Annotated in this window: 10 protein-coding genes; 2 read left to right on the top strand and 8 right to left on the bottom strand. The window is 73.5% G+C overall.

Annotated elements, in window-relative coordinates; genetic code table 11:
* Window positions 1-57: 57 nt before the first annotated feature.
* Window positions 58-5,412, top strand: a complete 5,355-nt coding sequence (gene pulA, locus ACQEVM_RS27425) for a pullulanase-type alpha-1,6-glucosidase (RefSeq protein WP_433083345.1) — start codon at window positions 58-60, stop codon at window positions 5,410-5,412.
* 159 nt (window positions 5,413-5,571) lie between these two features.
* On the opposite strand, the gene ACQEVM_RS27420 is transcribed toward pulA, so the two are convergent.
* The 8 genes from ACQEVM_RS27420 to ACQEVM_RS27385 all read right to left on the bottom strand — a co-directional run bounded on the left by ACQEVM_RS27420 (window position 5,572) and on the right by ACQEVM_RS27385 (window position 13,516).
* Window positions 5,572-6,183 carry a hypothetical protein gene (locus ACQEVM_RS27420; protein WP_433083343.1) on the bottom strand — a complete coding sequence of 204 codons (612 nt, stop codon included), beginning with the start codon at window positions 6,181-6,183 and terminating at the stop codon, window positions 5,572-5,574.
* Between the two features lie 177 nt (window positions 6,184-6,360).
* Window positions 6,361-6,885: an N-acetyltransferase family protein gene (locus ACQEVM_RS27415; RefSeq protein ID WP_433083341.1), complete on the bottom strand. Its 525-nt coding sequence runs from the start codon at window positions 6,883-6,885 to the stop codon at window positions 6,361-6,363.
* Between the two features lie 52 nt (window positions 6,886-6,937).
* Window positions 6,938-7,648, bottom strand: a complete 711-nt coding sequence (locus tag ACQEVM_RS27410; protein WP_433083339.1) for a TetR/AcrR family transcriptional regulator — start codon at window positions 7,646-7,648, stop codon at window positions 6,938-6,940.
* Window positions 7,649-7,899: 251 nt separating this feature from the next.
* Complete coding sequence (locus ACQEVM_RS27405) at window positions 7,900-8,949, bottom strand: PDR/VanB family oxidoreductase (protein WP_433083337.1); 1,050 nt, start codon at window positions 8,947-8,949, stop codon at window positions 7,900-7,902.
* Window positions 8,946-9,842 carry a metal-dependent hydrolase gene (locus ACQEVM_RS27400; protein ID WP_433083335.1) on the bottom strand — a complete coding sequence of 299 codons (897 nt, stop codon included), beginning with the start codon at window positions 9,840-9,842 and terminating at the stop codon, window positions 8,946-8,948. The genes ACQEVM_RS27405 and ACQEVM_RS27400 overlap by 4 nt, the downstream gene beginning before the upstream one ends.
* Before the next feature lie 116 nt (window positions 9,843-9,958).
* Window positions 9,959-11,887, bottom strand: a complete 1,929-nt coding sequence (locus ACQEVM_RS27395; RefSeq protein WP_433083333.1) for a hypothetical protein — start codon at window positions 11,885-11,887, stop codon at window positions 9,959-9,961.
* A gap of 134 nt (window positions 11,888-12,021) precedes the next feature.
* Window positions 12,022-12,822, bottom strand: coding sequence for a tyrosine-protein phosphatase (locus ACQEVM_RS27390; RefSeq protein ID WP_433083331.1), 801 nt, complete (start codon window positions 12,820-12,822; stop codon window positions 12,022-12,024).
* A 67-nt stretch (window positions 12,823-12,889) separates the two neighbouring features.
* Window positions 12,890-13,516 (bottom strand): rhomboid-like protein, encoded by a 627-nt coding sequence (locus tag ACQEVM_RS27385; protein WP_433083329.1) that lies wholly within the window; start codon window positions 13,514-13,516, stop codon window positions 12,890-12,892.
* Between the two features lie 203 nt (window positions 13,517-13,719).
* Here ACQEVM_RS27385 and ACQEVM_RS27380 point away from each other — a divergent pair, with 203 nt between their 5' ends.
* Window positions 13,720-14,319, top strand: a complete 600-nt coding sequence (locus ACQEVM_RS27380; protein ID WP_433083327.1) for a hypothetical protein — start codon at window positions 13,720-13,722, stop codon at window positions 14,317-14,319.

The following is a 14,319-nucleotide window of genomic DNA, read 5'->3' as shown; positions in this document are numbered from 1 at the left end:
CCGCCACCGCCGGGCGGTCCTCGTCCCACGCCGACACGCGACCGAGGAGTCCTTGCCTTGATACGCCCCGCCGCGGGAGTGATCGCCGCCACCCTGGCCGTGACGCTCCTGCCCGCCCTCCCGGCGTCGGCCGCCTCCCGGCCGCCGGCCCCGCCCTCGGACGCCGCGCTGGCCGCCGAGCCGGCCCGCCACGACCTGACCCGGGAGCAGTTCTACTTCGTCCTCCCGGACCGGTTCGCGAACGGCGATCCGCGCAACGACCGGGGCGGGCTGACCGGCTCCCGGCTGGAGACCGGCCTGGACCCGACGGACAAGGGCTTCTACCAGGGCGGCGACCTCAAGGGGCTGACGGACCGCCTCGACTACATCAAGGGGCTCGGCACGACGGCCATCTGGATGGCGCCGATCTTCAAGAACCAGCCGGTGCAGGGCGCGGGCGCCGACGTCTCGGCCGGCTATCACGGCTACTGGATCACCGACTTCACGCAGGTGGACCCGCACTTCGGGACCAACGCCGATCTGGAGCGGCTGATCGACAAGGCGCACCGGAAGGGGATGAAGGTCTTCTTCGACGTCATCACCAACCACACCGCCGATGTCATCGGTCACCGCGAGGCCTCCGGCGGCTACCTCTCCAAGGGCGCCTTCCCGTACCTGACCAAGGACGGGGTCCCCTTCGACGACTCCGCATACGCGGAGGGGAAGCGGAAGTTCCCCGCGACGGACGCCGATTCCTTCCCCCTCACCCCCGTCGTGCCCGCGGCGAAGAGGAACGTCAAGGTCCCGGCCTGGCTCAACGACCCGTCGATGTACCACAACCGGGGCGACTCCACCTTCGCCGGCGAGTCCTCCGAGCAGGGGGACTTCTCCGGTCTCGACGACCTGTGGACCGAGCGTCCCGAGGTGGTCGACGGGATGGAGAAGATCTACGAGAAGTGGGTGAAGGACTTCGACATCGACGGCTTCCGGATCGACACGGTCAAGCACGTCGACACCGGCTTCTGGACGCAGTGGGCCACGGCCCTGGACGCGTACGCGGCCAAGCGGGGCCGTGAGGACTTCTTCATGTTCGGCGAGGTGTACTCCGCCGACACCGCCGTCACCTCCCCGTACGTGACCCGGGGCCGGCTGGACGCCACCCTCGACTTCCCGCTCCAGGACGCGATCCGCGCGTACGCCTCCCAGGGCGCGGGGGCCTCGCGGCTGGGCTCGGTGCTGGCCGACGACTACCGGTACACCACCGACAAGGCGAACGCCTACGAGCAGGTCACCTTCCTCGGCAACCACGACATGGGCCGCTTCGGGACCTTCCTGAAGCAGGACCGGCCGCAGGCGGGGGAGCGGGAGCTGCTGGACCGCTACCGGCTGGCCAACGAGTTGATGTTCCTCTCCCGGGGCAATCCGGTGATCTACTCCGGTGACGAGCAGGGCTTCACGGGCGCCGGCGGCGACAAGGACGCCCGGCAGCCCCTCTTCGCCTCGCGGACCGCCGACTACCTGGACGACGACCAGCTCGGCACGGCGCGCACCCACGCGAGCGACGCCTACGATCCGGGGCACCCGCTCTACCGGCAGATCAGTGCTCTCGCGAAGCTGACCCGGGACCACCCGGCCCTGCGGGACGGCGTCCAGAGCGCGCGCCTGGACACCGACTCGGTCCACGCGGTCGCCCGGACCGACGCCCGTACCCGTACCGAGTACCTGGTGGCCTCGAACAACGCGACGGGGCCCCGCACCGTGGAGCTGGACGCGCCGGCCGGCGCCGGCTACCGCACCCTGTACGGCGGCACCTCCCCGTACGCGGGCACCGTCCGGGCCTCCGCCGCGGGCAGGCTCACCGTCACCGTTCCCGCGCTGGGCTCGGTGGTCCTCCAGGCCACCGCCCCCCTGGCCCCGCCGGCGACCCGGCCGTCCCTGACCCTGAAGGCCCCGGCCGCCGGCGCCACCGGCACCGTCGAGCTGTCCGCCGAGGTCACCGGGGGCTCCCTGAACCGGGTCGTGTTCGCCGCGCAGGCCGGCGCCGGGAAGTGGCAGGTCCTCGGTTCGGCCGACCACGCCCCGTACCGGGTCACCCAGCACGTCACGGCCGCGCCCGGCACCCCGCTGCGCTACAAGGCGGTCGTCGTCGACTCCGCCGGTCGCACCGCGAGCGCCCTCGCCGAGTCCGTCGCCGGCCAGGCCCCGCCCGTCGAGGTCCCCGGCGCGACGCAGCGCGAGTACGCGGTGGTGCACTACAACCGGCCCGACGGCGACTACGCGAACTGGCGGCTGTACGCCTGGGGCGACATCGCCGAGGGCGAGGCCACGCCCTGGCCCGAGGGGCACGCGTTCACCGGCCGTGACGCTTACGGCGCCTTCGCGTACGTCCGGCTGAAGCCCGGCGCCTCCTCGGTGAACTACCTGGTCATCGACAAGGACGGCAACAAGGACGTCGCCGCGGACCGCACCGTCGACGTGGCGCGGACCGGCGAGATCTGGCTCGAACAGGGCAAGGAGGCGGCCCGCACCGAACGCCCCGCCCAACCGCCGCAGGACACCACCAAGGCCGTCCTGCACCACCAGCGCCCCGACGGCGCCTACGACGGCTGGGGCCTGCACGTCTGGGCCGGCGCCGCGAACCCCACGGACTGGTCGAAGCCCCTGCAACCCACCCGCATCGACTCCTACGGCGCGGTGTACGAGGTTCCGCTCGCCGAAGGCGCCCAGAGCCTGAGCTACATCCTCCACAAGGGCGACGAGAAGGACCTGCCCACCGACCAGTCGCTGGACCTGAAGGCCACGGGCCACGAGGTGTGGATGCTCGGCGGCAAGGAGCGCTACCTCCTCCCGCAGCCGGCCGGTTCGGCCGCCGCCCTGGACCTCACCAAGGCCGAGGCCGTCTGGATCGACCGCGACACCGTCGCCTGGAAGGCCCCCGAGGCCGCCGCCTCCCTCCAGCTCCTCGCCTCCCGCGAGGGCCGCGTCACCGTCGACGACGGAGCCCTGAAGGAGGAGGGCGCCGCCTGGCTGCGCCTGAACCGCTCCGAACTCACCGCCGCCCAGAAGAAGAAGTTCCCGCACCTGGCCCCGTACCCGGCCTTCACCGTCGACGCCCGCGACCGCGACCGGGTCCGCGAGGCCCTGCGCGGCCAGCTCGTCGCCAGCGCCCGCGCTGCGAACGGCGCCGTCCTCGCGGCCACCGGCGTGCAACTCGCCGGCGTCCTCGACGACCTGTACGCCAACACGACCCCGCTCGGCCCCGTCTTCAAGGACGGCCGCCCCACCCTCTCCGTCTGGGCGCCCACCGCCCGGAAGGTCTCCCTCGAACTCGACGGCCGCAGCGTCGCCATGCGGCGCGACGACGCGACCGGCGTCTGGTCCGTGCGCGGCGAGCGGAGCTGGACCGGCAAGCCGTACCGCTACGACGTCACCGTCTGGGCGCCGAGCATCCGCCGGATGGTCCGCAACCTGGTCACCGACCCGTACTCCACCGCCCTGACCACCGACTCCGCCCGCAGCCTGGCCGTGGACCTGACCGACCCGAAGCTCGCCCCGGCGGGCTGGCGGAACCTCAGGAAGCCCGCACCCGTCCCCTTCACCTCCGCGCAGATCCAGGAACTCCACGTCCGGGACTTCTCCGTCGCGGACCGCACCACCACCCACCCCGGCCAGTACCTGGCCTTCACCGACACCGGCTCGACCGGCATGCGGCACCTGCGCGACCTCGCCGCCGCCGGCACCTCCTACGTCCACCTGCTGCCGGTCTTCGACCTCGGCACCGTCCCGGAGAAGCCCGCCGACCGCACCGAACCCGCCTGCGACCTGAAGGCGTACGCCCCCGACAGCGAACAGCAGCAGGCCTGCGTGAGCGCCGCCGCCGCGAAGGACGCCTACAACTGGGGCTACGACCCGCTGCACTACACCGTGCCGGAGGGCTCCTACGCGAGCGACCCGAACGGCACCGCCCGCACGGTCGAGTTCCGCAGGATGGTCCAGTCGCTGAACGGCGCCGGACTGCGCACGGTCATGGACGTGGTCTACAACCACACCGTGGCCGCCGGGCAGTCGGACAAGTCCGTCCTCGACCGGATCGTGCCCGGCTACTACCAGCGGCTGCTGCCCGACGGCGCCGTCGCCACCTCCACCTGCTGCGCCAACACCGCCCCCGAGAACGCCATGATGGGCCGGCTCGTCGTCGACTCGATCGTCACCTGGGCCAGGGAGTACAAGGTCGACGGCTTCCGCTTCGACCTCATGGGGCACCACCCGAAGGACAACATCCTGGCCGTGCGCAAGGCCCTCGACGGGCTGACCGTCGCCAAGGACGGGGTCGACGGCAAGCGGATCGTCCTCTACGGCGAGGGCTGGAACTTCGGCGAGGTCGCCGACGACGCCCGGTTCGTGCAGGCCACGCAGAAGAACATGGCCGGCACCGGCATCGCCACCTTCTCCGACCGCTCGCGCGACGCCGTCCGCGGCGGCGGCCCCTTCGACGAGGACCCCGGGGTCCAGGGCTTTGCCTCCGGCCTGTTCACCGCGCCCAACTCCTCACCCGCGAACGGCACTCCCGAGGAGCAGCGGGCCCGACTGCTGCACGCCCAGGACCTGATCAAGGTCGGGCTGACGGGCAATCTCGCCTCGTACGCCTTCACCGACACCACCGGGCGCCGGATCAAGGGTTCCGAGCTGGACTACAACGGCGCCCCGGCCGGCTACGCGGCCGCTCCCGGCGACGCCCTGGCCTACGCCGACGCGCACGACAACGAATCCCTGTACGACGCCCTGACCTTCAAGCTCCCGAGGGGCACCCCGGAGGCGGACAAGGCCCGCATGCAGGTCCTCGCCATGGCCACCGCGACCCTCTCGCAGGGCCCGGCCCTCTCCCAGGCGGGCACGGACCTGCTGCGTTCGAAGTCGCTGGACCGCAACTCCTTCGACAGCGGCGACTGGTTCAACGCCATCCACTGGGACTGCCGTGACGGCAACGGCTTCGGCCGGGGCCTTCCGCCGGCCGCCGACAACCAGCCCAAGTGGCCCTACGCGAAGCCCCTCCTGACCGGCCCGGCCCCCGGCTGCCCCGAGATCACCGGGACCTCCGCCGCCCACCGCGACCTGCTCAGGATCCGTACGACGGAACCGGCCTTCGGCCAGGCCACGGCCGACGCCGTCCAGCGGACGATCGGCTTCCCGCTCTCCGGGACCGGGGAGACCCCCGGAGTGATCACCATGACCGCCGGCGACCTGGTGGTGGTCTTCAACGCCACCCCCGCCGCCCAGTCCCAGCGGGTGGCCGACCTCGCGGGCCGCGCCTACGCGCTGCACCCGATCCAGGCCGCGGGTTCCGACGCGGTCGTGAAGGGGTCCGCGTACGACACGAGCACGGGTCGGTTCACCGTCCCGGCCCGGACGGTCGCGGTCTTCAAGCGCGGCTGACCTTCCCTTCCCCTTCCCCTGCGACGCGGCGGTGCCGGACCCGATCCGGCACCGCCGCCGCACGTGGTGCGGGTGTCAGGCATCAGACGTCAGACATCAGGCGTCGTACACCGGGCGTCGGGCGTCGCACACCGGGCGCCCGGTATCGGGTGCCGGACGTCAGACCCAGATACGGACGGCTTCCATCCGCAGTGCCTGCCCGGTGGTCCCGGCGTACACCGGGTTCCCCGCCACCGCGTTCAGCCAGCCGTGGTTCGCGACGTGCGCCTGAGCCCCCACACCGCCGGAGCCGACCTGCACACCGAGGGCCTCCATCCGACGCGCCTGCCCGGTGGTGCCCACCGTCACGGCCGCGCCCTCCCCGGCACAGGCCCAACCCTGCCAGCCGACGTCGGCGAGGTGCGCGTTGGCGCAGACACCGCCGACCCCACGCGTGGCGATCACCAGGGCCTCCATGCGACGGCCCTGTCCGGTCGTCCCGGCCACCTGGCCGTCGCACACCGCCGCCTGCCAGCCCACGTCCTGCACGTGCGCGGCGTAACAGATCGTGCGGGCGTTCGGCGCCAACGACCGCTGCCTGGCCGTCGCCGCCTCCACCTCCGCGATCACCGCGGCGGGTGCCTCGACGACGCCGCTCGCGACCGCCCTGTCGCTCGCCGGGGCCGGCGCCGACGGCTGGTCCTGGGCCCGCGCCACGCCCGTGGCACCCAGCACACCCGCCAACGCCATGCCCAAGACGGCGCTCGCGGCCCTGCTCATGGAACTCTTCACGGCTTTCCCCTCCTGGTACCGACTGGTCGGGGCCATCTGTACCGGCGCTCCGTCGCGGACGGCAACCGGTTGCGGGCGCCGCGGCCGAGAGGGGGCCCGACTTGGCGCGCGCCGGGGACTTGCGCCCGCCGCCCGCCCCGTGCCTCGCGGGCGCCGGACGGGGGTAGGACCGACGCCTCAGACGTCGAGGCGCCGCTCCATCAGGATCACCCCGTACACCCGGCCGTTCCTGCCCTGCTTCGAGGGACATTCGCCGACCACCCGGTAGCCCGCGCCCTGGTAGTACGCGAGCAGCCGGGGGTTGGTGGACACGCAGTCCAGCCGGGCCCGCTCCCGACCGGTCCGGGCGATCCGGTACTCGGCGTGTTCGAGTATCCGCATGCCGGCTCCGGCGGGCGCGGCACTCCGCTCGATCATCAGCCGGTGGATGTAGCCGGCCACCGGAGGCTGCACTCCCCACGCTTCCTCGTCGGACCACCACAACTCGTAGGCACCCACGACCCGTCCGTCGGCATCCTCGGCGATCCACACCTCGCCCTCGCGGATCTTGGCCCGGAAGTGCTCGGCGTCTCTGTCACCCGGTTTCCACTGGTCGATCCCGTTGGCGCGCATCCACCGGGCGGCCTGGTCGTGCAGCTTCACCAGCGTGCCGGCGTCCTTCTCCACGGCCTGGCGGAACAACATTCCGTCGTCAATGATCACTCGGGCATTATTCCGCCACCGGGCCGCCGCGTCATGATCGGCGTGGTCATGATCAGCGTGAACGCGGAACCGTGGTCGGCACGATCGCCGCCAGTCGTCCGACCAACACCCCGAACGGCCCGTCGGCCGGCTCGTCGGCCAGGATGCGCACCAGGATCCCCGCCATCTCCTCGTCGTACGCGGCGCTCACGGCGGCCAGCGCCGCGAAGTCGTGCACCAACTGGAGTTCCAGCTCGTTGCGGGGGATCTTCCGTCCGTCGAGCCAGATCAACGCCGTGGACTCGGCGAGCGACACCCACGTGCGGACCACGAGCTCCATCCGCGCGGGCGGCTTCTCGATCCGCAGGTGCGCGATGATCTGCTCGTACGCGGCCTGCCTGACCTCGTCGATCATCGCGTTGGCCCGGCTGCTCCCGGCCGCCGGCCCGCCCCGCATCAGGGCCGAGAACCCGGGCCCGTGGTCGTCGACGAACGCGAAGAACCGGCCCATGACCCGCAGCAACCGGGCCCCGAGCGGACCCTCCTGCGGCTCGACGAACCGTTGCGCGAGTTCATCGGCGGCCCGCCGCAACGCGGCCTCGTACAGGCTGAGCTTGCCCGGAAAGTAGTGGTAGACGAGCGGCCTCGATATCCCGGCCGCCGCCGCGATCTCGTCGATCGACACATCGTCGGGCGACCGGTGGCTGAACAGCTCCAGGGCCACCCCGATCAGCTGCTGCCGCCGCTCCTCGACACCCATCCTGCGTCGCACCCCGGTTGTCATGCGGACACCATACTTCGCCCGCCACATCCCCTGACCAGAGCACCTTCCCCCGCGTCCGCCCGCTTCGCCGGACCGCGCGCACCGTCCCCCCGCCCCCCGTCGAGCCGCCCCGCCGGATTCCCCCACGAGGCGCCGGGCAGATCGTTTCCCGTCAATCGCATACGCGCCAACTGCTGCACACCTGGGACCCGGAGGCAAGAACCGCCTCCGGGGCCCTCGGCGCGTTAGGCACCACAGGTGCCCACAGGTGCCTACAAATCCAGGACCAGGCGGTCCGAGGCCGCGCGGGAGACGCACAGGAGCATCGAGTCCTCGCGTTCGCCGTCCGTGAGGAGTTCGTCTCGGTGGTCGATCTCACCGGCCAGCACGCGGTGTTGGCAGGTTCCGCAGAAGCCCTGCTCGCAGGAGTACGGGGTGTTCGGCAGTTCCCGTCGGACCGCCGCCAGGGTGGTCTCGTCCGCGGCGACCTCCACGGTGCGGCCCGAGCGGCTCAACTCCACCGTGAACGGGTGCGTGGCGCCGCCCGTGGTCGCGGTCGGGGCGAAGCGCTCCAGGTGGACCGGTACGGCGGCCGGGGCCGCGGCCCGTACCGCCTCCATCAGCGGTTCCGGCCCACAGCAGTAGACCGGCGTGCCCGGGGCGGCGGCGGCGACCGGGCCCAGGTCGGGCAGGCCGCTCTCGTCCTGCGCGAGGACCGTGACCCGGTCCCCGTACGCGGTGAGTTCCGCGAGGAACGGCATCGTGGCCCGGCTGCGGCCCCCGTACAGCAGCGTCCAGTCCGCGCCCGCCGCCTCGGCCGCCCGCAGCATCGGCAGGATCGGGGTGATGCCGATCCCGCCGGCCACGAAGACGTACGAGGGCGCCGGCGCGAGCGGGAAGCGGTTGCGGGGCGGGCGCAGTTCCAGCTCCGCGCCCTCGACGAGCTGCGCGTGGGCCTCGCGGGAGCCGCCCCGGCCGTCCTCGACGAGCCGGATCGCGATCGTGTAGCGGCCCCGGTCGGCGGGATCCCCGCACAGGGAGTACTGCCGCACCAGACCCGAGGGCAGCGTCACGTCCACGTGCGCCCCCGGCGTCCACGCGGGGAGCTCCGCGGATTCCAGGGTCAGTCGCAGGACCCCGTCCGCCGCCTCGGTACGGGCCACGATCAGGGCGCGCAGGGTCCGGCGCGGCGAGTAGCCCGACACGGGGGTCTCCAGGGCGGGCAGCGGCCACAGCGGCGAGCGGCCGATGCGCCCCCGCAGGGCGCGCCGGGTCAGCAGGGCGGCGCCCGCGACGGCGGTGAGGGTCAGGGCGCGCCTCACGGCCGCACCCCGCCGTTGGCGCCCGGCGAGGACGCCAGGTAGGCCTCCGCCTGGGCGGTGGAACCTTCCTGCGAGGGGTGGTACGTACGGGAGAGGTACGTCGGGATCGACTTCAGCATGGCTCCCGTCGAGGGGAGCACACCCTGCTGACCGGACCGGAAGAACTGACCCAACGAGGCCTTGGCGACGGGCAGCTCGGGGTCGTTCTCCATGAAGAAGCGCGCCCCGCGCTGCCACAGGAACGCGAGCGCGGCGAAGGCGGTGGCCCAGGTCCTGGCCCGGCGCCGGTAGCCGCCGTCGACGTGCATGAACAGGTCGAAGGCCACCGAGCGGTGCTCCACCTCCTCCGCGCCGTGCCAGCGCAGCAGGTCGAGCATCATCGGGTCGGCGCCCCGCCGGTCCAACTCCTCGGCGTTGAGGACCCAGTCGCCCAGGAACGCCGTGTAGTGCTCGATGGCCGCGATCATCGCGACCCGCTCCATCAGCCACCAGTCGCGGGCCCTGCCCGGCGGCAGCGTACGGTCGCCCAACAGCTTCTCGAAGAGCCAGTCGACCTGGGCCGTGTACGGCGTCGGGTCCAGGCCCAGCCGCTTGAGGTGGGGGAGCACGTCGTCGTGTGCGGCGGCGTGCATGGCCTCCTGGCCGATGAAGCCGACCACGTCCGCGCGCAGCCGCTCGTCCGTGATGAGGGGGAGCACCTGCTTGTAGACGTGCACGAACCAGCGTTCGCCGGCGGGGAGCAGCAGGTGCAGCACGTTGATGGTGTGCCCGGCGAAGGGATCGCCGGGCAGCCAGTGGAGCGGGGTCGCGTCCCAGGAGAAGGAGACGTTCCGCGCCCGGAGGTCCATGTGTTCCGACGCCACGGGGGCGGGCGCGAGCGGCGTATTAGACATGGCGTCAATGTACTGAGGGGTAGCGAGATGGAAAACCCCTCTGCGTCGACTTCCTGCCGACCACCGCGACCGAACCGTGCCCGCGACGCTCGCCGGCGCGACTTCGACGGCAGGACCTAGCGCAACACCCCCGCCTTCGTCCCGTCGGTCAGCCTGCCCGACAGGTCCACCTGGGCGCCCGCCGGAGCCTTGACCGCCAGTCGATTCCCGGTCGCGGCCCCGTTCACCCCGGCACCCTTCACCGACAGCGAGGCGAACTGGGCGCTGCCCGCCGCCACCACGTACCACTGGCCCGCTCGGGACTTCCACAGGACGCCCGCCAGCACCCTCGGCTCCCTGGGCCCGCACGCCGGCGAGCCCTCGGCCTTGGCCGCCTGCGCCGCCGGCGGCGCGCCCGGCGCCAGGAACTGGGCCTGCACCCGGTCCGCCGTGCCCTGCCAGGTCTCCGCCCGGGTGCACAGCCAGGTCGCCGTGCCCTCGCGCTCCGGCATCGGCTGCTTCGCGTACGTCCACGCGTTGACGCTGCGCACCCCGTGCGAGCGGACCGAGGGCAACAGACAGGCGGTCCGCGACCATTCGCCGAGTTCGGCCGCCTCCGTCACGTTCCGCTCGGCGCCCGGGGCGCCCGAGGTGAGCCGGGCAGGCGTCAGCTCGCCCAGGTCGGTGACCAGTCGCGTGGCACCGTCGCCGGTCAGCGCCAACGCGTTCCAGCTCGTGCAGTTGCCCCCGGGCGCCGGGCCGACGACGGGCGGCGTGACCCCGTCCGGGGTGAGCTTCAACGCCGTCGGGGCCTCGCCGGGCTTGAGGAGGTCCCGCAGCGCGGCGGCGCGCACCCAGGGCGCCGTGAGGTAGCGGACGTTGCCGTCGACGCGGCTGAGCACCAGCCCGGTCGCGGTGTCCGCCGAGGCGCCGTCGGTCCGGGCGAAGTCGAGGGCGGCTCCGGTGGTCCCGGAGCGGGGCTCCGCGTACCGGATCACGCGCAGCCCGTCGTACAGCAGGACCACGACGGCCTGGTCGACGGCGCCCGCGTACAGCAGTTGCGGCGGGCCCATCGGCGGGCCGGTCGGGCTGCCGGGAGTCGCCGAGACCACGACGGAGGAGCCGGGCCTGGCCCAGACGGCGAGTGCCCGGCGCAGCAGCTCCGTGTCGTCGACGCGGTCGCCGCGGGCGGGCCAGCCCGAGTAGTCCGTACGGGAGGACGTACGCCAGACTGCGGCCGAGGCCCGTACCAACTGTCCCGGATCAAGTGCCTGTTCGGCGGCAGCGTTGCGCGCGTACGACGGGGCGGCGGGCCCGTCCGAGCCCCAGCCGCCGCCCGGCAGCGCGAGGAGGGCCCCGCACACCGCGAGGGCGGCGGCCCCGGCCAGGGAGGCCCGGAAGAAGCGGCGCCGCCGCAGCAGGTCGGTGGGGCGCGCCTGGAGCACGCACGGGTCGAACTCGGGGGAGGCGAACAGGCCGTCGTGCACCGGATCCCCGGACTCCGCGACCGCCGCCGCCGGGTTCGCGACCCCGGCCTCGGTCAGCACCCGCAGCACCTCCGGCTCGGGCAGCCCCTCCAGCGCCCGCAGGACGCAGGCCGCGCGACCGGGGCCGTTCAGGGTCGCCAGCCACTGGTCCAGCGCCAGTTCCTCGGCCCCGCCCGAGCGGGGGAACAGCCGCAGCCCCCACACCTGCGGGAGCAGCGGCGGCAGTTGGCCGCGCAGCGGCAGCGACCGGAACGTCAGCGGGATCCCCGCCTCCAGCGCGGAGCGCAGCACGCGCAGCCGGACGTACGCGTACCCGGACTCGGGGCCGCCCTCGCCCCGCTGCGCCGGCACCCCGCCGCGCACCGTGCCGGGGTCGGTGCCCCGGCGGCCGCGCGGGAGCGCCCGCTGGGTCAGGGAGTGGGCGGTGAGCACCCGCCGGTTGCGGCCGAGGGCGGGCGGCAGCACCAGGTAGGCGAGCCGCACCAGCCGGGGGTAGTGCTCGACGATGGCGGCCTCGGCCAGTTCGACGTCGGGGGTCACGGGGGGCAGGGGGCGGGTGGCGGTATCCGGCGCAGTCACGTTCAGCAGAACGAGCGAATCGTCCGATGGTCACCCGTCGCCGGCGCACCCGTTCGGGCCTGCGCGCCGGGGTGCGCGAGGGCGCGCCGGACGACTCCGACGAACCGTTCCCGCGGAGCGTCGGCCGCGGCGGCTCAGGCGACGAGGCGGGCCCGCAGCGCCTCGACGGTCTCGTCGGGGACGCCGAGGCCCTCGCGCACGTACTTCTCCATCGAGCCGTACCGCGTCTCGACCTCGCGCAGGGCCGTCTCCAGGTAGGAGGGGAACACCCCGATCAGGGCCAGCGCGATGTCCGGATCCCCGCCGGCCGCCGTGAAGCCCTCGATCATCCGCGCGAAGGCCCGCTTCACCGCGGGATTGACCGAGAGGTACTCCTCCATCAGGGTCTCCTCGTCGGCGCCGAGCAGCGACAGGACGACGGTCGCGCCCCAGCCCGTACGGTCCTTGCCGGCCGTGCAGTGGAACAGCAGCGGGCCCGCCTGCGGGTCGGCGGCCTCGGTGAGCAGCAGCCGGTACGCCGCCTGCGCGGACGCGGAGACCACGAACGACCGGTACACCTCGGCGAAGATGGCCTGCGCCTTGCCCCCGCCGAGGTGCTCCTCGGCCACGGCCGGGTCGGACAGCAGGTCCTTGAGCTGCGCGGCGGCGGGCACGCCGCCCACCCCGGCCCGCATCTTGTCCGCGAGGACGTCGCTGACCAGCAGGCGCGCCCCGGCGGGCAGTCGGTCGGGGTGGTCGGCCCGCTCGGCGTCGCTGCGGAAGTCGATGACCGTACGGATCCCCAGCGCGGCCACCGTCGGGTCGGCGTCGAGGTCGAGCCGGTCGAGCTGGCCCGAGCGCAGGACGAGCCCGGGGCGCACGGTGCGGCCGCCCGAGAGCGGGGTGCCGCCGAGGTCGCGCAGGTTGGCGACGGTGGTGGACGGAGTGGCGGTCATCGTGGCGGCTCCAGCGCTGTGTGGATCGGACGGGTCGGGTGGGGACGAGAGGAGGGGGCGGGGCGGGTCACACGGCTCGCGCGAGGTTCCTGCGCGGCCTCGTCCCGGAGAGGCGATCGACCGCCAGCGAGAGGCCGACCCCCACGCCCAGGGCCACCAGGTGACCGACATCGGTGAACGTCCGCCCGCGCCTCAGTACCGGCGCCGCGGCGAGCGCCAACAGGCCGACCCGGGCCACGCCCCGCACCGTCCCGCGCGGCAGCGCGGAGGTCAGGGCGCCGAGCACCGTGTTCAGTCCGTAGCTCGTGCCCACGTCCAGCGCCCGCCGGGTCTCGGTGTCCGCGGTGCGCCGCAGCACGGTGTGGACGAGCAGGGTGGCGCAGGCGTGCCCGAAGAGGAAGGCCGCGGCCGTCCACCACGCCCCGTACGCGTACTCCGCGTAGCCGAGCGCCGCCACCAGCAGGAGCGCGTAGGGCAGCGGCATCGGCTCCTCGACGACGAGGGCGCTGCTCAGCAGCGTCCCCCAGTGGCCGGCGTCGAGGTTGTCGACGTTGGTCGAGCAGCCGCGCAGCACCCGTTCCCGCTCGTACGGGGCCAGGCGTTCCATGACGTGGGCCCCGAGCTGGACCCCGCCGGTGTAGGCGACGGCAACGGAGCCGGGAGGAAGCGGCCGGGACCAGGGCAGTGGATTCACTCGAACATGATCGGACACGGCCCCGTCGCGGCCGGCACCGGGCCTCGTGGGAGCATGACCAGGACATGTCCGAAACTCGCGCGCCGATGCGCGCCACACGGGCCGCGTTGTTCGCGGCGGTGTGTGTCGCCTTGGGTGCGGTGGGGCATTCGTACATGTCAGGTATGGATGTTCCCCTTTATGGACTTCTTGGCGCTTTCGGGGTGATCTGCTCACTCGCGTGGCTCGCCGCCGGGCGACGGCGGGGGCCCGCGGGCATCACCGCCGGGCTCCTCGCCGCGCAGGGCATGCTGCACCTGGCGTTCTCCGGAAGCCAGGGAGCCCACCCCGCGTCGATGCCGATGCCGAGCGCCCCCGGCCCGACCGGCGCTCATCGGCACGCCGGCATGGACATGGGCGCGGCGGGCGGCGCCACCGCACCTCATGACATGGCCGGCATGGCCGACCTCGCCGACCTGGCGGGGACGGCCGGTCACGGGCACGGCGGCCTCGGGATGATCGCCGCCCACGTGCTGGCCGGGCTCTTCTGCGCCGTGTGGCTCGCGTGGGGCGAGACCGCCGTGTTCCGGCTCGCCGGCGCCCTCGGCGCCGCCGCGCTGCTCGCCGCCCGGCCGCTGTCCCGCGCACTCGCCCTGGTCCGCACGCGCGTGGCCCTCGTACCGGCCCCGCCCGCGCACTGTCCTCCGTACGAACGGCCGCGCTTCCTGCGCGGGGCCCTGCACGCCCACGCCGTGGTGCGCCGCGGCCCGCCGCGCCGGCGAGACAACCGAGCCACGGCCCCCGGCCGTCCTGCCCGCGCCTGA

The sequence above is a fragment of the Streptomyces sp. CA-243310 genome (assembly GCF_050936775.1).
Taxonomy (GTDB): Bacteria; Actinomycetota; Actinomycetes; order Streptomycetales; family Streptomycetaceae; genus Streptomyces.
Note: the sequence above shows the minus strand (reverse complement) of the source record. Positions and strands in the feature narration are given on the sequence as shown.

Bases quoted from the DNA above. Each gene is read 5' to 3' on its own strand.
- ACQEVM_RS27410 (WP_433083339.1), bottom strand. From the start codon at position 7,648: ATGACAACCGGGGTGCGACGCAGGATGGGTGTCGAGGAGCGGCGGCAG.
- ACQEVM_RS27400 (WP_433083335.1), bottom strand. From the start codon at position 9,842: ATGTCTAATACGCCGCTCGCGCCCGCCCCCGTGGCGTCGGAACACATG.
- ACQEVM_RS27390 (WP_433083331.1), bottom strand. From the start codon at position 12,822: ATGACCGCCACTCCGTCCACCACCGTCGCCAACCTGCGCGACCTCGGC.